Below are 18,560 nucleotides of genomic sequence, written 5' to 3'. Positions count from 1 at the left end.
CCTTTAACGCAGCTTCTGTCTGACCAAGACAAACAGCCCTCCGCAGATAGCCAAAAAAGCACCAAAGAGGGCCGCCCATACTGTCTGAGAGATTCCCTTCTGGTTCGTCTGCTTTATGTCAGCTTGAGAATCAGCTGCCATTTCATCCTGATACCGTTCTCCGGAAAAGAGAGCTGTTTTTACCCTTTCCTCGGGGGCTGTTTTGATTGGTTTCTCAAAAAGAGACTGCTGCAGTTTCTCCATTGTTTTTTTCGTATCTTTTTGCTTCGATTGAATTACTGCCCGAGTTTGTTTCGTGAACAAATCGGGCAGAATTTTCTCCAATTCAGTTTCATTCGGGTCTTGTGCGGCCGAACGCTCTCCCTCATCTTGGCCAATGCGATCCACTTGAATCTGCATTTGGCCGCTATGGTCCAGATTATCGTCTGCCATGGTATGTTGGGGCATAAACATCCCACCGCCTAAAAGGAACAACATAATCAAACTAGCATGCTTCAGTAATCTCATCCGCTACATTCTCCCCGTTTTTGGCAACACGGTCCGATACAAACAAGTGACCAATCACGCTAAGAATACTAATGACAAATAAACTGTAGACAATCAGCATATAATCGGCGCCACCATTCATAAATCGAGATACTAACTTTTCTACATAATGCAATGGCGAGAAAAATTGAATTTTCGCTGCAAATGTTTCTTCATCAAAAGAAGTTCCCAATGCTTTCGTGAAAAATAAATAGCAGCTTAGCATGATCAATAATACGAACATCCCAACCATTTTCAGTTGTCTCAGCAAATAAGCGGCTGCCAGAACCATTGTCAGCATTACCAGGGTAATCAAGCTGACCCAACCGATGAATTTCGCCTGGTCAATTTGCAAGAAATACCCGGAAAGAAAGCCGATGATGATTCCTTCAACGATACCAGTCCCAGCAAGGGCCAAACTAAAAGGTAGATTCGCCTTTACAGTTGTCTGTTCCGCCTCAAACGAATCCGTTTGCTCTCGCTTACGGTCGTTACCAGCAAAAACATAGGCTGTAAAGAAAGCAGCAATAAAACAAATTAAAACCATGAAATATGGAGTAAATACATCTTCTGCCGCGTCTGCCGCTGCACCAGTGTTCTTGGTTTCTACTGGATTCGATAGAAAGCTTAATAGATTTTCATTTTGACGTTGCCCCACTCGGCTGTTAGCCAGTACCCCAGCAAAGTTTGTCGCAAAATTTTTGTCGCTGATCAGTTTATTCGTTAAATGACTCGAAAGATCTTTTGCTTCCTGCAGCAAGTCATCGCCATTATTCTTAATGGCCTCAGCTCGATTACCGATCGCATTAACGGTTTGATAGACTCCATCTGCGGATTTTAAGTTTGCATTTGATTGGTCCGAGAGTGTCTGACTTTCCGTCATGAGTGTTTTGAAATCATTATCTAAAGAAAGAACGACACTTTGTTCTTGATCACTTGTTGCCTGAATTTGCGATTGGTCATTCATTACTTTCAGGCTTTTCATACGCCAAGAAGCTAAGTTATCCAAACTCTTGGAGATATTTTCATTTAACTTTTGTGCCTGTTCCGTGGTTTGCACAATCAAATCGGCCATTTGGGCAGAACTCTGATTGGCCTGGTCAACCAGCTGAAGATTTTCATCGATTTTTCCTTTTAAATCCTGCGTCTTTTGACGGACCTCTTCCGTGATTTGCCCTGCCACATAATCGGCCAACACATCGGCAAGATCTTGTTTATTAAAAAGCGCATAAAGTGAATCCTCAGCCGCCATATTCTTCAAGCTCGTTTGTGCCAGCTGCGTTTCTAAATCCGGTCGATCAAATTGGTCATCCCCGATGCCAAAGTACAATTCATATATTCCTTGTAATTTTTGATAGGCACTTACGGAATCGATGGTGCCATTCAATAACCCGCTTGTCGGATTACTTAAAAACGGCGATGCCACCTGATGGGTAATGTGTTGATTGACAGTACCAGCGCTGGCCGTTGGTTGGCTGCTGGTACTTCCATTTACCGTAGCATTTGAAGCCGGCGCCGGTGATGGCTGATTAGACACACCCGCTTTTTGTACCAAATCCCAACTCCATGTAAGTGGCTGAAAAATATCAAGCTTTGTGTTTGCATCCTTTAAATACACCTTTAATTTGACAGTGAAGTTACCTTGACCTGTTCCTGGAAGAACAATCTTGCCATTCTTCAAAAAGGTTTGTGAATAATCACTTTCCTTTTGATTGGGCAATGTAAGGAATACTTGTTTAATAGCAAATTCATCAGGAACAGACAAGGTTAGTACCTGTTCTTGATTCACCGCTTCCGGCAGATTGATAGAATCACTGATGGTTATTCCATTCTTGACCAGGCTATTGATTTTTGCAGCCACCTGATCGGCTAATGGCAGGCTATTGTCAATATGGCTCGGGCTATAGTCAAATTCCCGATCGTATTGATTCGTAACGGTAATAATATTTTTCATTCTATTTTTGGCTTGTTCTGATATATTCAACTGGTCAATGCTTGATTTGTTAAGGGTCGGTAATTGATCAATTTCATTCTGGATCGCTTTCTGTACATTTTCGTCTGGCTTCGCGAACATATCCGTTAAATGAACCAAATTCGTTTTACCAGAAGAAGCTGCCAGTTCTGTCTTCAACTGATCGGCAATAGACGTTTGCATGTCTGCCTTTAATTGATTGGCTAGATCCGCATCCCAAGATCCCATCTTTTCTTTGGCTTGATTCAAGTAATCTTGAAGAGCTGCAGATGCCGATAGGATGTTTACAGTCTGATCCGCTTGCTGAAACTGGTTATTAATGGCCTGATTAGCCGCCACTAAATCATCCCATTGTTGCATAACATCTTCGCTGTTAAGACCATTATCGAGGTCGCCCATCTCATCCGTAATGCCTTTTGTTAACTGGCCATTATCAGCCTGCATGTTCCTAAAGTCAAGAAATCCGGTTTGATACGACTTCCCAATTTTGACATTCTCTCCAAGCTGAGTGCCAAATCCTTTTAACACATCCTGCAGACTGTTAAAATTGCCTTTCGATTGAACTGCACCGGATTGCAAGTCACCCAAGCTGGACGTATAATCCCCCAGCGGGCGGTAGACAGAGTTTCTATAGAGATTCGTATATTTCTGTTCCTTGTTGACAAGGGTCTGTATATTATCCTGGGCATCGTGCAAATTCCCAATGACACTGGCGAAATACACATCAATAATACGTTGATTAAAATCCTTTAAAATCGAGTTCGCCGTTTGATCCGCCTCGGCTTTCAAATTGCCATTGGCAATCGGATTTACTTTATAATTTAACTCCACTTTCTCCGGATCTTTTGAATCAAAGGATAGTGCCTTTTGTGAAAAATCATTTGGAATGACAATCATCATATTATAGACATTGTGATCCATTCCGTTTTCCGCTACACCGCGGCTGACAACATACCAATTATGTTTATTATCATTTTCAATATGGGTAATAAACTCATTCCCCAGCTGATATTTTTGTCCTTTATAAGTAGCTCCTTGATCCTCATTAACCAAGGCCACATTCAATTTTTGATTTTCTGTGTCATCTTTTGTTTTCGACGCCTGGCCCAGTGCTAAATAAGAAATAACCGAAGCCAGTACGAGCACCAGAACGACAAATAAGAAAATTCCCTGATAAAACTTCTTCATTCAATCACCGCCTGAAATTCGCTGCAATGTGTTTGCAAATAAATGTAAAATAGAATAATTGCTTTTCCTGTTAAAGAATAATGAGCAAAAGCCACACAACAAATGTCGAGTGGCTTTTGCTTTGGAAACTTAGACACGAATGGACCGATTGTCAAGTATCAAATGCAGCATCTAAGTCATCCGATTGGATTAACGCAAACCAAAATTCTGTGATAATTGTTCATCTTGTTGAGCAACAGCGTCTGCCGTTTTGGACAATTGTGTTTGAATATCATGCATCAATTGCGCAAAATTTTGCACCTTTGGCTTTAACTGATTAAACTGTTCATCAAAGCCAATGAAAGCTCGTCCTTCCCATTCTCCGCGAAGTTCGTTTTGTAAATTGGTTAAGTCTCTTAAGATTTGTTCGATTTGTTGACCGCTTTGTCCATAACGAGCCGCTTTCGCTTTCAGCTCCTCAGGGGTCATACGAATTTGTCCAGCCATTTTCTCCAACTCCTTTAAACCTATTTTGCTTATAAAAATAAAGCCTTTTATCATAAAAAATATGATAACCATTTTAGACAAATTATTCCTACCTAATTTAATTACCACATTACTTCCAAATAGGTCAAATACTGCCGTCAGTGTTTCCTGATGAATTACAAATCTTTTTACCCAGTAAATCAATTGAGATTTATAGGATAAAAGATACATATTCGATATTTTTTTACAAATTCCGATATCTGATTATTCCGGAAATACGAGGCTATCATACTGTTTTTTATATTTTTTTACATAAATTTTTAAAATACGGCAAATAGTGGGTGAAACGGTGTTTTTGCACTAAAAAGGCGCTCTTCACACGAGGAACTCTTTTTAGCACACTCATTTGTTCCATCATTCCTCCCGTTCTACATTAGAACTCCTCTGAAACCACTTTGTAGAATTAAAGAGTCCTAACATTCATTCTCATAATTTTCTTTTTCAAAACTTGTCTTTAACTAGGACACCGCCCTTTCACATTTCATTTTGGTACATACATTGTAAAGACGAATGGAAAAGGAGGGTTTAATATGTCAGATGGTGTACACGGAGCAGGTTTTGCTCTAATCGTTGTATTATTTATTCTGCTTATCATTGTAGGGGCAGCATTTGTTGGCGGATTCTATTATTAAGGTTCAACTGATTTCCTGTTGAAGGGAGGATTCTTCTATGGGCTTTTATGGCTGGGGCTATGGATACGGCGGCGGATTCTATGGTGGCGGTACATTTGTTCTAATCGTCGTACTATTCATCCTTTTAATCATTGTTGGAGCATCTTGGTATTAATTTGAAACGGATCTTTTCCGGGAAAAAGTCTTTATAGACTTTTTCCTTTTTTTATAGGTTATTTCCTTATTTTTAATAAAAGTAAAGAATGCCCTGCCAATCGGTAAGGCAAGCCATATATTATGGTGAAGCCACTATATTGCAGTTACACAACCTCCAGAAAAAAGAAGGGACCGCCAACCTTCTTTTTTCTTTTTGCAAACAAAATGGAAATGGCTAGGCTCGACTAGACCCTGAGTTAACATTACATTCATGACGGTATGTATACTACACTTCTTGCTAAGGCTGTTTTCCTATTAAAACAAATCACGGACAGGATTGGTCAAACCAAGGATTTACTTAATAACCCCCTACAAAAGAATAAGCCATTAATGTTACTTTAAGTTTTTAACTCCAGTTTCTAATATTTCCATTTGCAGCAATATCTGTTCGTCTGTAATAGTTTTATTTTTACCATTTATAATGACTTCATATAAATCATCGTATACTCTTCCATAATCACCATTTACGGATTTCACTGTTTCTTCGTGGATTGTTCCTTCTTCATCAATATATGTCAGTACACCATAATGCTTTATTGTATCTATGCCAAAATCTTTGTGATCAGGCATATAAAATAACTTTAAATGTTCTTCCTGACGATCTTTGGTTTCTTTCACAAAACACCCTTTTTTCCCATGAACGACGAAGCTAGGTCTTTCTTTAAGTCTAAAATAACTGGATTTTACAGATACCTTTAGCTTGCCATAATATAAATCTAAATCAAAATAATCATTCATTCTTCCCTGTCCTAATAATTGCCTTACATCATAATGTATATGATCCGGCTTGCCAAAATAGCTGATGACCTGATCCAGTGTATGACAACCATGTCCGTATAAAAATGAAGAAGCAGGATCAAAAGAATGAACAGACTCTGGTACTTCGGGACGATAATAGTCGTAATGCATTTCTACTTCGAGCAAGTCCCCTAATTTCCCTTCTTCAATGACCTTTTGAACTGATAAAAAATCACTATCAAAACGTCTGTTTTGATACGCCTGAACAATTAACCCTTTCTCTCTTGCTATTGCAAAAATTTCTTTTGCCTGTTCTGAGGTTTCCATAAAAGGCTTTTCGACCAAACAGTTTTTATTATGTTCTAATACTAATTTTGCGTATTCATAATGACTGTCATGTCTTGTACAAACCACAACGAGTTGAATGTCCTTGTCATTTAATAGTTCATCTAAATTAGAAGTATAATTTACTCCTGCAATTCGATCCCAACTTTCATTCTCAGGATTTCTTTGATAAATGGTTTTTACCTTAATATTCTCCCTTTGCAGTACGAACGGCAGATGATATCTGTTAGTACTTTTCCCATTTCCAATATAACCAATAGTAAGCATAGCAGCCTCCTAAAATATATTTATTTTTAATATCTATCCTTAACCCGGGTTGCATACGAAAAGCACCTCTTAAATTGATGTGTTTATCAAATCAAGAGGTGCCGATTTACTTGTAATATATTACATTAGGTGGATTAAGTGGAAGACAATACCGACCACAAACAACCCAAGAATCATTACGATTGGAGAAACTTTCTTTTTAAGCAGCCACATGCAAAGGAACGTAATAAGCAATCCAGCTAAACCAGGAATTAAGCTGTCCAAATTGCCTTGTAAAGTAGTTACTTTAACAGGTTCTAATGAAAGACCAGAAGCTTGCTGTTCTAATGCAGATTTAATCCCTTGTGCTCCAGCGGGTAAATTATTCCAGTCTATATAAGCACCTTTGGAAAGTTTAACTGAGGATACAACCGGCGTGAATTTTACAGATACCCAACGGTTAACTAATGAACCAAGGATGAACATCCCCAAGATGGATGCACCTTTCGTAATATCTTGAAGTAATCCGCCAGATAAGTCGTCAGTAATTTTAGAACCAGCTTTGTAACCAAATTCTTGTGTATACCATGTGAATCCCATACGAATAAGATTCCATAAAACGAAGAAAATAATCGGTCCAAGGATGTTACCGGTCAAAGCAAGAGAAGCGCCTAACGCACCAAGGATCGGTCTAACAGTGAACCAGAAAACCGGATCCCCGATACCTGCTAAAGGCCCCATCATACCGACTTTAACCCCTTGAATGGCTGTGTCGTCAACCGGCGCACCATTTGCACGTTCTTCTTCAAGCGCTAAAGTTACACCAATAATAGGTGAAGCTACATATGGGTGAGTATTAAAGAACTCTAAGTGACGTTTTAGTGCAGCAGTACGATCTTCTTTAGTTTTATATAATCGTTTGATAGCGGGAATCATCGTATATGCCCAGCCGCCGTTTTGCATACGTTCATAGTTCCAAGAACCTTGAAGGAAAGTGGAACGCCACCAAACAGAAATACGATCTTTTTTGGATAATCTTAATTCATTTGCCATTTTTATGCGCCCTCCTTCTTAGTAACTATCAATAATATCGCCTAGTGGATCACCAGTGTTGGAATTTCCGCCATTACCTGAGCCGCCTTGTTTAGAAAGCGCTAAATAGATAAGTGCAAGAGCCACACCGATTGCACCAAGACCGATAAGTGTAATTTGTGAAATACATGCTAATACAAAACCAATTACGAAGAATGGCCATACTTCTTTTGTAGCCATCATGTTAATAACCATTGCATAACCAACGGCTACGACCATTCCCCCACCAATTGCTAAACCGCCTGTTAACCAAGTTGGCATAGATGAGAGTAAGTCTCTAACCGGACCTGCACCAACAGCTACGATTAATGCAGCTGGGATAGCGATACGTAATCCTTGCATACAGATAGCAACGATTTGCCAAAATTCAACTTTTCTGATGTTTCCTTCTTGAGCTGCAGCGTCCATAAAGTGTACGATTGCTGTTGCAAGAGTACGAACGATGATTGTTAATAAAAGGCCAGCAACTGCAAGCGGAACAGCAATCGCAATTGCAGAAGCCACACCAGCTTTACCTTGTCCACTTAAAACTAAAATAATTGCAGATGCAACTGATGCTAACGCAGCATCCGGTGCTACGGCAGCTCCAATGTTTGCCCAACCTAAAGCGATCAGTTGAAGAGTACCACCTAAGATAAGACATGGTACTAAGTTTCCTGTAACTAAGCCAATTAACGTACAAGCAACGAGTGGTTGGTGGAATTGGAATTCATCCAAAATCCCTTCCATACCAGCTAAAAATGCTACGATAAAGACTAATATTATTTGAATCACATTCAAATCCATGTTTATTAATCCTCCGTTTTCTCTGGATTTATTTTTGTTTGTTTAACTCTTCTTGAGCTCTCTTGATAATTTCGTCCATGTCGCCTTTTGAATCGTTCGGAACTTTACGTACATCGAAGTTCAAACCAGCTTTTTTCAACTTAGCGAAAGTATCAATATCCTCTTGGTTAAAAGCCAACACCTTATTCGGTTGTACTTTACCAGGTGAGTGTGCCATAGAACCAACGTTGATTGTCTTCAATGGAACGCCGCCTTCAACCGCTCTAAGCGCATCTTGTGGATTTTCGAAAAGTAGTAACGCGCGCTGGCCGCCGAAGTGTTGATCATCTTTTGCAAGTTCGATCATTTTTTTAATAGGAACGACGTGTGCCTTTACACCTGGAGGAGCAGCCTGTTGGATCAATTTCTTACGAAGATCATCCTTAGCTACTGCATCAGATACAACGATGATACGTGTAGGCTGTGTTGTTTTTGTCCAAGCAGTTGCTACTTGTCCGTGAAGTAAACGAGAGTCGATACGTGCTAACACGTATTCAAATTTACCGGGAGCGCCTGCATTTGATGATTTAGCAGCAACTGTAACAGATGGTGCTTCTGGTTCTAATTCTTCGGGTTTTACTTTGACCCCTTCTTTGGCTGTGCCCAGAATATTCACAGCAATTTCACGCGCTGTGTTCATAGAGAAGCGCGATGCAAAAGCTTCAATTACCATTGGTAAGTTCAGACCAGCAACGATTGCCCATTTGTCTTTGTGTTCTTCAAACAAGCTGTTCGCTTGGTTGAAAGGAGTTCCACCCCAAAGATCGACTAAGAATAATACTTCGTCTTGGTTGTCGAAAGAGGCGATTGCTTCTTTTATTTTTGCCTTTACATCATCAGGTCCTTCGCTCGGCATCAATGTAACAGCTTGTACATTTTCTTGTTTTCCAAAGATCATCTCTCCAGATTGCAAGATACCATTGGCAAATTCACCGTGACTAGCAATGATAATTCCTACCATCTTTTTACCTCCTATTATTTTTGTTAAAGCTTAAATAAATATGGTAAAATCCCTAAAGCATTTCTTCAGCTCATATAAAGCGATTACAGTTTCAACAAAAACATAAAAAAGGCATGAGGAAAAAGTCAATTAAAATGAACTTATAGGTACAGAATGCCCCATATACTTCATTTCAATCAATACTTTTCACTCATGCCTGATCAAATCAGTAACACGTAAAAAATAATGGCTATTTAAATTTATTTTGAAAACGCTGTAATTATAGTGTTAAATATACAGCTTCTGCATCAAATACATTCTTTTTCAATGTTTGCTGCATCACTTTAATGAGCTTACATATGTGATTGTAGCACACGGGATAGTCTCTTTCAAGAGGGAAGTTATTTTTTTAAAATAATTTATTTTAAATTTGTCACAATTAATTAACAATTTGGAATTTATCCTAACAAAAAAAAGACAAGTTCCAACCTGTCTTGTATGTAAAACTATTACTTATTAAATTTACTCTTCAAGCCGCGTTTAATGACATCAAAGAAACTTAATGATTGGACCATTTGATTCGGATCAACGTATTCACGAATGGCTCGCAGAACTTTTTTCGGCTCTTTAGAAGAGAATGAATATGTCCCATTTCGCTTCGTTTGGATAGCATAACGTGGGATCCATTTCCCTTTGAACATGATTGAAGCCGTCACGTAATCAACTTCTACCCAAGGAATTTGAATAAACTTACGAGTATCACGATTATTGAAGAATTCAAATCCTTTGTCTCCAATCATTATTTTACCATAATCTGCAATCCCCATATGTGAGGTTGCATCAATAACTAAATCGACTTTTGTATTGATTGATTGGACCATTTGATCTACTCCATTTCTTTCTTTTAATAAATAATTATTATACTCTTTTTATCACTTTAAGCAAAAGATACTTGTGACAAGTTGAGCATAATCTTCAAAATTATATAGACGGATTAAGTGTTCGGCAATAACGACTAAGAATAGACCTAAGATAATAATTATTGGATAACCTTCTTCTAAAAAAAGGTAGAATGTGCTAGGAGATTCTATATTTCAGTAAATCCAATCTCTACAATTTTTTAATGTATAGCTCAAATCTAACAAGCAGCCTATCAATCACTTCCTAGCTCTTACGGCTAGATTTTTTTCTTAAATTCAGCCATGAGGGATTGGATATGAAAGGTGCTTAGAATTTTGGATCTACTCCTGAGATAACACCGCAATTCATTAAGACATAACATACATCACTTCTTGCCGAAGCTAGTGTGTTCACCCGAACAAATGATGGGCAGAATTGAACATTCTGATGATCAAATCTCGAAAAATGTCTATCTCCATGTTAACCAAGAAATAAAAAAGAAGCTTCCCATAAGTTTACTTAACTTACTGGAAGCCTCCAATTAAAATCCTATGTTAGCAAAACGTTCGCATTACACTCTCATTTTGCATATTAACCCAATTATTTCAAGGGCTTAGGGGCGTTATTACATCATGCCGCCCATTCCACCCATACCGCCCATGCCGCCCATATCAGGCATTCCGGCACCAGCTGGTTCTGGTTTGTCAGCAACAACTGCTTCAGTTGTTAAGAACATAGCCGCAACAGATGCAGCGTTTTGAAGTGCAGAGCGAGTAACTTTAGTTGGGTCAACGATACCAGCTTCGATCATGTTTACCCAAGTACCGTTAGCAGCATTGAAGCCTACGCCAACTTGCTCATTTTTCAAGCGCTCTACGATAACAGAGCCTTCAAGACCAGCGTTTGTAGCAATTGTACGAACTGGCTCTTCGATTGCACGAAGAACAATGTTGATACCAGTTGCTTCGTCGCCTTCAGCTTGAAGTGCAGCCACTTTGTTGTATACGTTAAGAAGGGCAACACCACCACCGGATACGATACCTTCTTCAACAGCTGCACGAGTAGAGTTCAATGCGTCTTCAATGCGAAGTTTGCGCTCTTTCAACTCAGTTTCAGTTGCAGCACCAACTTTGATAACTGCTACGCCGCCAGCTAATTTAGCTAAGCGCTCTTGTAATTTTTCACGATCAAATTCAGAAGTCGTTTCTTCTAATTGAACACGGATTTGGTTTACGCGAGCAGCAATAGCATCAGCGTCTCCAGCACCTTCTACGATTGTAGTATTTTCTTTTGTTACAATAATTTTAGAAGCACGGCCTAAAGAAGTGATGCTTGCAGATTTAAGATCACGGCCAAGCTCTTCAGTGATTACTTCACCGCCAGTTAGAGCAGCGATATCTTCAAGCATTGCTTTGCGGCGGTCGCCGAAGCCAGGAGCTTTAACAGCTACTGCATTGAATGTGCCGCGAAGTTTGTTTACTACTAATGTAGCAAGTGCTTCACCTTCAACATCTTCTGCAATGATTAGTAATGGTTTGCCTTGTTGAACAACTTGTTCAAGAACTGGAAGGATTTCTTGAATACTAGAAATCTTCTTATCAGTGATTAAGATATAAGCATTTTCTAATACAGCTTCCATTTTGTCAGTGTTAGTAACCATGTATGCAGAAGCATAACCGCGGTCAAATTGCATACCTTCTACAACATCAAGTTCAGTTGAGAAGCCTTTAGATTCTTCGATTGTGATGACACCATCGTTGCCCACGCGCTCCATAGCTTGAGCAATCAATTGACCGACTTCTTCGTCAGCAGAAGAAATAGCAGCAACTTGTGCGATAGAAGCAGAACCTTCGATTGGTTTAGAAATTTCTTTTAAACCTTCAACTGCAGCAACAACTGCTTTTTCGATCCCTTTACGGATGCCCATTGGGTTAGCACCAGCAGTAACGTTCTTTAAGCCTTCGCGAATCATCGCTTGAGCAAGAACCGTTGCAGTTGTTGTACCGTCACCGGCAACATCGTTTGTTTTGCTTGCTACTTCAGCAACAAGCTTAGCACCCATGTTTTCAAATGCATCTTCTAATTCAATTTCTTTTGCAATGGTAACACCATCATTTGTAATTAGCGGTGAACCAAATTTTTTCTCAAGAACCACGTTGCGTCCTTTAGGTCCAAGAGTTACTTTTACAGCATTTGCAAGAGTGTCTACTCCGCGAAGCATCGCGCGGCGAGCGTCTTCACTAAATTTAATTTCTTTAGCCATTTTTCAAAAACCTCCTCTTATATTTAAAACTATTTTTTAAGTCCCAGCCTTATTGGCCGATAACAGCAAGAATGTCACTTTCACGTAAAATTAAGTATTCGTTACCTTGGTATTTAACCTCAGTACCCGCGTATTTTGAGAAGATGATGCGATCGCCTTCAGAAACTTCAAGTGCTACGCGCTCCCCATTATCAAGGACGCGGCCAGTACCTACGGCAACAACTTTTCCTTCCTGAGGCTTTTCCTTAGCTGTGTCCGGTAATACGATCCCGCTAGCAGTTTTTTCTTCTGATTCAACTAATTCGATGATGATGCGATCTCCTAATGGTCTTAACATTCAAACAACCTCCTCAAATGTATATGTTTTCGGTCATTATTAGCACTCGTTATTAATGAGTGCTAACACAATTATTATAATAATGAATCTGAAAATCTTTTGCAAGTATGATGCATAAACTTTTAAAGAAAAAATTACCGGACGGGAAAACAATAGCAAAATAGCTTATACACGAAAGGTTAAATTTCCGCCCATATTCAACCTTATAAAGTATGTGAAACAAGTCCATTTCTATACATGAATTTTGAAAAAAGGTTCAAAATTGAAACAAAACGGCTTTTAAAGGTAGAATGAAAAATAGAAAGATTCTAGATCAGAAAATAGCTTTTAAAGGAGACACTCGTTTGAAAAAGGAATATTGGATTATTTTAATTGTATATATCGCGATGCAGTTTTCGAGTTTAATTGGAATTCCTGTTTTGATTAAAGGATTTCATCTCCAAGGAAAATTAGCGATCCCTGTCTGGCTGATTATTAGTTTTAGTAGTGCACTGATCATTGTCCTCATTATTTTACGGAAAGAAATGAAGGGCGGAGGCTCTAATGAAAGGAGCAGCTCCTTCGGCCACTCAGTTGTATGGGCCATTTCTGGTTTCTTTTTAGCGTTATTTGCCCAATATTTCGCTGCTATTATTGAGCATTTTTTAGGAATCCCGTCTGGATCAGAAAACACAAAGGAAATTATTGATATTATCAATACGCTTCCATCGGCGGTGATTGTCACCAGTATTGCCGGGCCGATTCTAGAAGAAATTGTATTTCGCAAAATTATTTTCGGGTCACTCTATAAACGGTTTAATTTTGTCATTTCGGCTTTGATAAGTTCGTTGATTTTTGCTCTTGCGCATATGGATTTTATGCATATTCTGATTTATGCGGCCATGGGTTTTACGTTCGCGTTTCTTTATGTAAAGACAAAACGTATTATTGTGCCGATTTTTGCGCATGTATCGATGAATACCCTGGTGGTTATGGTGCAATCTGTCTACCGAAATGATATCGAGCGGCTGCTGCGGGATACTGAGAAGGTTCAAAACTTTATCGGAGGATTCTTTTCATGAGTCGTTCACCGTTACTTTCGGGTTTGATTTATCTTTTACTTGGGGGATTGTTTACCTATTTTGCCATTAATGATGTCCAAACAAGCGGCTGGGGGTTCTTCAGTATTCTTCTCGTCATCCTGGCTACCTTTGATCTCGGCTCCGGCATTAAATTGATTGCTTTTCACATTCGTTTTCGGGATAAAATTAAAAAACAATAAAGAATACTCGCCGACTGGCGAGCCCGTTAGGATGAAGACAGAGGCGGAGTTCGCCGAAAAGCACAGCTTCTCAACTGCGAGGCTAATGCTCACGAAGCATTCCTTATATACCTGATAGGAAAGTTTTACTTTTCTATCGGCTAAAAAGAAACACACGGATGGAAAAATCTCGTGTGTTTCTTTTTTAATTGGTTCCATGCTCAAACAGACTTTGTGCCTTCTTCCCGCTTAAATACCATCCGCTCTTTGCCCAAAATAAAGATAAACAGGAAAGCGAGGCCGGCAGGAACAAGCGCCCATGTAAAGGTGTGAACAATCGACGAGGATAAAGCATCCGTGATTTTTTCAAGAATCTGCGGCGGAATTTGCTTTCTTACTTGCTCTGATAACAACGCCCTCGAGTCATTTCCGAAAGACTGTCCTTTCGTCATAGAACCCATTCCCGCAAAAGCATCTGTTAACTTGCTGCTAAAATGGCTCCGTTGAATAGTGCCAAAGATCGAGATCCCGATGGTCATTCCCAGGGAACGAATAAAATTGCTAGTAGAGGTAGCTGACCCCCGTTGCTCCATTCCAAATGGGTGGATTGCCGCCATGCTCAATACGGAAAACGAGAAGCCAACTCCAAGACCGATGACAATCATGTAAATAGTCAATAATGCTCTGCTCGTATCAGGAGTAATGCTGCTTAATAATAAAAGTCCGCCAATCAGTATGACACCAGATAAAAACATAATGTTCCGATAGCTCATCTTAGATGTCAAAAAACCGCCAACCTGTGCCGTTACGACAGAACCGAGCATCATTGGCAATAAAATCAATCCAGAATTCGTAGCACTTCCGCCATACACGCCTTGAACAAAAATCGGAATATAGACGGTTGTCGCCATAAACGCTGCCCCGTAAAACAAACCGACAATCGTACTTCCAGCAAATAGACGATTTTTAAACATAGCAAACGAAATAATGGGGTCCTTTGCTTTCGTCTCGATAAAAAGAAAGATAACAAATAACACCGCAAAACCTGCGAACAAACTTAATATGTTGATGGAATTCCAATCATACTTCTGTCCGCCAAGTTCCAGGGCAAACATCAAACAAACCACAGCTCCAATAAGTGTCAGAGCCCCCCACCAATCGATGGACTGCTTTTGATGAATAGCGGACTCCTTGTATGAGAGGACAATAAAAATCAGCGACAAAATCCCCAGCGGCAAATTAATATAGAAAATCCAATGCCAGCTGATGTGGTCGGTCAGGTAAGCACCAATTAATGGTCCGAAAATACTGGATAAACCAAAGACTGCACCAAACATGCCGCCCATTTTCCCTCGTTTTTCTGGAGGAAATAGATCAAACATAATAGTGAAAGCAATAGGAACAAGAGCCCCGCCGCCAACTCCTTGAATAGCCCGATAAATACTTAGTTGGGTAATGGTTTGCGCAGTACCGCACAAAACCGATCCAAACATAAATAGAATTAATCCCGCAATGAAAAACCGTTTCCGGCCATACATATCAGATAGTTTTCCGAAGATCGGCATCCCTGCCATTTCGGCAACCATATATGCGGAAACCACCCAGACAAATTTATCGAGCCCGCCAAGATCACCGACTATGGTTCCCATCGCTGTTACAACTATGGTATTATCCATTGAAGCCATCAATATCCCCAGTAGCAACCCCGCAACAACCAATCCTAATTTGTTTTCTTTTGCAGCCATCACAAAACTCCTTTTACACCTTTTTTGTAGTTTTCACAGTTGAATTTTTATCCTCGGAAAAATCTTTGGAATATTCAACTGCCCCAATTTCACATCCAGGGCCGATTTTCACAATCTTTCCTCTAACCATTTCAGCCTTGGTGTTTTCCAAATAAATTTCATCCCCTTCAATGACCTGAACGGAAAGGAAACCTGCTTTTTTTGTTAGTGGAATGCTTGTGAAAGGAATCAGCCATGCTCCTCTTTTAACCGTGATTTTCCCACCGCCCATTTCTTCTGCTTTGTTATCCCCGTAATTCAGACCTACTTGAATGATATCGGCAGTTAATAATCCTTTAATATCAAAACCGCCGCTCGATTCAAACGTTTCAAATTCGACGTTGCCTTTTACAGATAGACTTCCTTTGATAGTGGCTTTCTCACCATTAATGCTCTCTCCTACATCAAGTGATCCAAGGATTTTCATTTTCTCCAGGCAGGCACGGCCACCAATTTCCAATGTTCCAATGACGGTCGTTTGCTTCGCCTCCATATTTCCCTTCACAGCAGCTTCACCCAGCACCTTTACTGAATTTGCCTTAATATTCTCTTCCGCCCTGCTTGTTCCAAAAACGTGATATTGAGAACATTCCACATCGTGGACAATGGTGCCTTCACCGCGAATGCTAACTTTATCGTAATGGCCGCCGCCATAACTGCCAGATCCATTGATAATCAAATTTTCCACTTTACTCATTTGCCCATCCCCCTATTAAACCTTTCTGCTTTCGCCGACACTGGCATTATTAGCGATAACTATTTCTCCTGTATATTCAACAACTCCAATGCTGCAATCAGGGCCGATTTTCACATTGTTTCCACGGACAACTTTTGCCGACGTGCTTTCCAAATCAATTCTGTCCCCTTCAATTAAATCTGTAACCAGCTGTGTCTTCGCAAATGGTTTAAGCAAGCTGCCAATCAGTGTCTCCCGGCTTCTTACTGTGATGGTCTGACCGCCTATTTCTTTTACTTTGCACTCTCCGTAGATTTTCACGTCAATATCATCAGCATTTAACAGCCCGTCAATAGAAAAGTGTGATTCCGCATGGAACGTTTCTGCTTCGCAATCTCCTCCAGCCTTGAACAAACCCTTTATTTGAAATTCTTCGCCTTTTACACGGCCACCGGCAGAAACATGGCCATTTACCGTCAATTTTTCAACAAACAGGTTTTCCTTAATGGTGGCAGTTCCGTCAACGTCCAGCACTTGAGATTCCAGCGAGCCCTCGACTTTCACCTTTCCGTTTACCTTCGCTTTTTCAGACTTCACACTCCCTTTTACCGTAGCAACTCCGTTACAATCAAATACGTCGCAGTCAATATCAGATTTTACAGTCCCTCTTCCATTGATTGTCACCTGTTCAAATTGGCCGCCATTGGAGCCGCCAATTCCATTAATGTGCAGGTCTCCGCGTTTTTTTGTATCCATATGATCCATTCCCCTTTATAATAATTTCGCTTTTAGTTCTTCCATGCAGTGCATTAGCGAAGTCCGTGATACCACTTTTGTACCGTTCTCAAAATGGAAAGCCTCTGTATTGATCAATAATAAGCATGATGAAACCCCCAGTTTCCTTGTAATCACTAATTCCCCGCTTTTCTGTTTAATGATTGACCGGTTGTCTTTCAAAATCTGGACCACCATTTTCCCTTCATCCAAATTTATTTCTCCTGATTGCAGTAGTTTTTCTAATACATAAGCTTCAAGTGTTCGTGAAAAATCCAACTGCGGACCGCCTTTTTCGTTTTCAATATATAAATTTAACACCGTTACCGAAACAATGTTACGTTTTATTAATTCGTTTTCTCCTAATTTTAAATCAGCTACATTGGGTGAAAACATGTTTGCCAGTTCATCCAGTGACAGATTTTCCTTCATCATTTGGATTTTTTCGATTCGTTCTAAAATCTTTTCTTTTGGGAAAAATGTTTCTTGTCCAGTAAATGTAGATTTACGAATAAACCAATCTTCCGGAATAAGATCTTTCCTCTTCCACCGATACAGCTGCCCGTAAGAAATACCCGTTAAATCTAATAACTCCTTCTTTGAAATTAACTCCTCACTCATTTCAATAACCCCTTTCTGTATAACAATGTAACATAACACTGTTACGCTTGTAAAGCACCAAAATACTTTTATTGGAAAAAAGGGCTTCATATATAAAAAAGAAGGTGTCAGGCACCATGTGAAATTTTCACATGGTGCCTGACACCTTTATGGAATGAATAATGGAAGTAGTTAACATCCAATAAAATATCAAAAGGGGCTGAAACAAACTTCACTCCCTAAAACTTATTGACGAGCTTTTCTATACTTATACTGTTTCCACTGATATAGGATAAAACAGCCGATACAAAAACCAAGGATCGCAACAAACGCAGCAATTGCGACCATTGCGGTGAATACATAGCCTAGGATATTCCACCCTAGCATAAAGCTGGCAAATCCTAGGCCAAGGCAGGTGCAGGCAATTTTTTGGTTAAATTGCTGTTGCTCCCCATCCTCAGGGATATAAGCTTTGGGCTCTTTCCTTAAAAATAGTTTTGCAATCTGCATAATCGGATTAAGCCCTGTAATTAGACCGAACAACCCGGCGATAAATGGCAATAATAAAAACCAAGCCTGCCCCGTTACCCACGTTAACACTACACTAACAACAATCACCCACTGGTTTGTTTTCACAAGCGGCCGGGGAATAGAATGCACTGTTTTAGACACGATGAATCCCAACCTTCCATATCGGTTTTATCGTCTATATGTAGTTTACTCCCGAAAATAAAACATGTATAGGTATATATAGCACATCCCA

19 protein-coding genes are annotated in these 18,560 nt (G+C 39.7%); 4 read left to right on the top strand and 15 right to left on the bottom strand.

Annotation, left to right across the window (positions count from 1 at the left end; genetic code table 11):
• Positions 1 to 3: 3 nt before the first annotated feature.
• The 3 genes from essA to HPT25_RS09310 all read right to left on the bottom strand — a co-directional run bounded on the left by essA (position 4) and on the right by HPT25_RS09310 (position 4,171).
• Entirely contained in the window at positions 4 to 507 is a 504-nt protein-coding gene (gene essA, locus HPT25_RS09320; RefSeq protein ID WP_173062955.1) for a type VII secretion protein EssA, read from the bottom strand.
• Positions 485 to 3,685, bottom strand: a complete 3,201-nt coding sequence (esaA, locus tag HPT25_RS09315) for a type VII secretion protein EsaA (RefSeq protein WP_173062952.1) — start codon at positions 3,683 to 3,685, stop codon at positions 485 to 487. Before esaA ends, essA begins: the two co-directional genes overlap by 23 nt.
• 189 nt (positions 3,686 to 3,874) lie before the next feature.
• Positions 3,875 to 4,171 carry a WXG100 family type VII secretion target gene (locus HPT25_RS09310; RefSeq protein WP_173062948.1) on the bottom strand — a complete coding sequence of 99 codons (297 nt, stop codon included), beginning with the start codon at positions 4,169 to 4,171 and terminating at the stop codon, positions 3,875 to 3,877.
• 569 nt (positions 4,172 to 4,740) lie between these two features.
• Between HPT25_RS09310 and HPT25_RS09305 the strand changes: the two genes are divergently transcribed.
• Positions 4,741 to 4,842 (top strand): YjcZ family sporulation protein, encoded by a 102-nt coding sequence (locus tag HPT25_RS09305; protein ID WP_173062944.1) that lies wholly within the window; start codon positions 4,741 to 4,743, stop codon positions 4,840 to 4,842.
• Positions 4,843 to 4,879: 37 nt separating this feature from the next.
• Positions 4,880 to 4,996, top strand: a complete 117-nt coding sequence (locus HPT25_RS09300; RefSeq protein ID WP_173062941.1) for a YjcZ family sporulation protein — start codon at positions 4,880 to 4,882, stop codon at positions 4,994 to 4,996.
• A 374-nt stretch (positions 4,997 to 5,370) separates the two neighbouring features.
• Here the strand turns inward: HPT25_RS09300 and HPT25_RS09295 are convergent, their stop codons facing one another.
• From HPT25_RS09295 to groES, 7 genes are all read right to left on the bottom strand, one after another.
• Complete coding sequence (locus tag HPT25_RS09295; RefSeq protein ID WP_173062938.1) at positions 5,371 to 6,387, bottom strand: oxidoreductase; 1,017 nt, start codon at positions 6,385 to 6,387, stop codon at positions 5,371 to 5,373.
• Between the two features lie 120 nt (positions 6,388 to 6,507).
• Positions 6,508 to 7,419 (bottom strand): PTS system mannose/fructose/sorbose family transporter subunit IID, encoded by a 912-nt coding sequence (locus HPT25_RS09290; protein ID WP_173062935.1) that lies wholly within the window; start codon positions 7,417 to 7,419, stop codon positions 6,508 to 6,510.
• Positions 7,420 to 7,437: 18 nt separating this feature from the next.
• Positions 7,438 to 8,244, bottom strand: coding sequence for a PTS mannose/fructose/sorbose transporter subunit IIC (locus HPT25_RS09285; protein WP_173062933.1), 807 nt, complete (start codon positions 8,242 to 8,244; stop codon positions 7,438 to 7,440).
• Between the two features lie 28 nt (positions 8,245 to 8,272).
• A complete protein-coding gene (locus HPT25_RS09280; RefSeq protein ID WP_173062930.1) occupies positions 8,273 to 9,244 on the bottom strand; it encodes a mannose/fructose/sorbose PTS transporter subunit IIA in 972 nt (323 codons plus the stop codon).
• A 488-nt stretch (positions 9,245 to 9,732) separates the two neighbouring features.
• The gene (locus HPT25_RS09275; RefSeq protein WP_173062927.1) at positions 9,733 to 10,104 is read right to left on the bottom strand and encodes a DUF956 family protein; all 372 of its coding nucleotides are present in this window, start codon (positions 10,102 to 10,104) and stop codon (positions 9,733 to 9,735) included.
• Positions 10,105 to 10,748: 644 nt separating this feature from the next.
• Positions 10,749 to 12,386, bottom strand: a complete 1,638-nt coding sequence (gene groL / locus HPT25_RS09270) for a chaperonin GroEL (protein WP_173062925.1) — start codon at positions 12,384 to 12,386, stop codon at positions 10,749 to 10,751.
• 49 nt (positions 12,387 to 12,435) lie between these two features.
• Positions 12,436 to 12,723 (bottom strand): co-chaperone GroES, encoded by a 288-nt coding sequence (gene groES / locus HPT25_RS09265; RefSeq protein ID WP_173062922.1) that lies wholly within the window; start codon positions 12,721 to 12,723, stop codon positions 12,436 to 12,438.
• Between the two features lie 344 nt (positions 12,724 to 13,067).
• On the opposite strand from groES, the gene HPT25_RS09260 reads away from it, so the two are divergent.
• Together HPT25_RS09260 and HPT25_RS09255 are read left to right on the top strand one after the other, a co-directional pair.
• Positions 13,068 to 13,784, top strand: a complete 717-nt coding sequence (locus tag HPT25_RS09260; protein WP_173062920.1) for a CPBP family intramembrane glutamic endopeptidase — start codon at positions 13,068 to 13,070, stop codon at positions 13,782 to 13,784.
• Positions 13,781 to 13,984, top strand: coding sequence for a YdiK family protein (locus HPT25_RS09255; RefSeq protein WP_173062917.1), 204 nt, complete (start codon positions 13,781 to 13,783; stop codon positions 13,982 to 13,984). Before HPT25_RS09260 ends, HPT25_RS09255 begins: the two co-directional genes overlap by 4 nt.
• A 200-nt stretch (positions 13,985 to 14,184) precedes the next feature.
• Here the strand turns inward: HPT25_RS09255 and HPT25_RS09250 are convergent, their stop codons facing one another.
• From HPT25_RS09250 to HPT25_RS09230, 5 genes are all read right to left on the bottom strand, one after another.
• Entirely contained in the window at positions 14,185 to 15,708 is a 1,524-nt protein-coding gene (locus HPT25_RS09250) for an MDR family MFS transporter (protein ID WP_173062914.1), read from the bottom strand.
• Positions 15,709 to 15,721: 13 nt separating this feature from the next.
• Positions 15,722 to 16,444, bottom strand: coding sequence for a cytoplasmic protein (locus HPT25_RS09245; RefSeq protein ID WP_173062911.1), 723 nt, complete (start codon positions 16,442 to 16,444; stop codon positions 15,722 to 15,724).
• A 15-nt stretch (positions 16,445 to 16,459) separates the two neighbouring features.
• Positions 16,460 to 17,179 carry a cytoplasmic protein gene (locus HPT25_RS09240; protein ID WP_173062908.1) on the bottom strand — a complete coding sequence of 240 codons (720 nt, stop codon included), beginning with the start codon at positions 17,177 to 17,179 and terminating at the stop codon, positions 16,460 to 16,462.
• A gap of 15 nt (positions 17,180 to 17,194) precedes the next feature.
• Positions 17,195 to 17,818 carry a YhbD family protein gene (locus HPT25_RS09235; RefSeq protein WP_173062905.1) on the bottom strand — a complete coding sequence of 208 codons (624 nt, stop codon included), beginning with the start codon at positions 17,816 to 17,818 and terminating at the stop codon, positions 17,195 to 17,197.
• 225 nt (positions 17,819 to 18,043) lie between these two features.
• The gene (locus HPT25_RS09230; RefSeq protein WP_173062902.1) at positions 18,044 to 18,469 is read right to left on the bottom strand and encodes a DUF4395 domain-containing protein; all 426 of its coding nucleotides are present in this window, start codon (positions 18,467 to 18,469) and stop codon (positions 18,044 to 18,046) included.
• Between the last annotated feature and the right edge of the window lie 91 nt (positions 18,470 to 18,560).

It is taken from the genome of Neobacillus endophyticus, assembly GCF_013248975.1.
Lineage (GTDB): Bacteria > Bacillota > Bacilli > Bacillales > Cytobacillaceae > Neobacillus > Neobacillus endophyticus.
The sequence above is the reverse complement of the archived record's forward strand: the minus strand, read 5'-3'. Positions and strand labels throughout refer to the sequence as shown.

Excerpts from the sequence above, each read along its gene's own strand:
- groES (WP_173062922.1), bottom strand. The coding sequence starts at position 12,723 with ATGTTAAGACCATTAGGAGATCGCATCATCATCGAATTAGTTGAATCA.
- essA (WP_173062955.1), bottom strand. The coding sequence starts at position 507 with ATGAGATTACTGAAGCATGCTAGTTTGATTATGTTGTTCCTTTTAGGC.
- HPT25_RS09310 (WP_173062948.1), bottom strand. The coding sequence starts at position 4,171 with ATGGCTGGACAAATTCGTATGACCCCTGAGGAGCTGAAAGCGAAAGCG.
- HPT25_RS09300 (WP_173062941.1), top strand. The coding sequence starts at position 4,880 with ATGGGCTTTTATGGCTGGGGCTATGGATACGGCGGCGGATTCTATGGT.
- HPT25_RS09245 (WP_173062911.1), bottom strand. The coding sequence starts at position 16,444 with ATGAGTAAAGTGGAAAATTTGATTATCAATGGATCTGGCAGTTATGGC.
- HPT25_RS09290 (WP_173062935.1), bottom strand. The coding sequence starts at position 7,419 with ATGGCAAATGAATTAAGATTATCCAAAAAAGATCGTATTTCTGTTTGG.
- HPT25_RS09285 (WP_173062933.1), bottom strand. The coding sequence starts at position 8,244 with ATGGATTTGAATGTGATTCAAATAATATTAGTCTTTATCGTAGCATTT.
- HPT25_RS09255 (WP_173062917.1), top strand. The coding sequence starts at position 13,781 with ATGAGTCGTTCACCGTTACTTTCGGGTTTGATTTATCTTTTACTTGGG.
- HPT25_RS09235 (WP_173062905.1), bottom strand. The coding sequence starts at position 17,818 with ATGAGTGAGGAGTTAATTTCAAAGAAGGAGTTATTAGATTTAACGGGT.
- HPT25_RS09250 (WP_173062914.1), bottom strand. The coding sequence starts at position 15,708 with ATGGCTGCAAAAGAAAACAAATTAGGATTGGTTGTTGCGGGGTTGCTA.
- HPT25_RS09275 (WP_173062927.1), bottom strand. The coding sequence starts at position 10,104 with ATGGTCCAATCAATCAATACAAAAGTCGATTTAGTTATTGATGCAACC.
- esaA (WP_173062952.1), bottom strand. The coding sequence starts at position 3,685 with ATGAAGAAGTTTTATCAGGGAATTTTCTTATTTGTCGTTCTGGTGCTC.
- HPT25_RS09305 (WP_173062944.1), top strand. The coding sequence starts at position 4,741 with ATGTCAGATGGTGTACACGGAGCAGGTTTTGCTCTAATCGTTGTATTA.
- HPT25_RS09240 (WP_173062908.1), bottom strand. The coding sequence starts at position 17,179 with ATGGATACAAAAAAACGCGGAGACCTGCACATTAATGGAATTGGCGGC.
- HPT25_RS09295 (WP_173062938.1), bottom strand. The coding sequence starts at position 6,387 with ATGCTTACTATTGGTTATATTGGAAATGGGAAAAGTACTAACAGATAT.
- HPT25_RS09280 (WP_173062930.1), bottom strand. The coding sequence starts at position 9,244 with ATGGTAGGAATTATCATTGCTAGTCACGGTGAATTTGCCAATGGTATC.
- groL (WP_173062925.1), bottom strand. The coding sequence starts at position 12,386 with ATGGCTAAAGAAATTAAATTTAGTGAAGACGCTCGCCGCGCGATGCTT.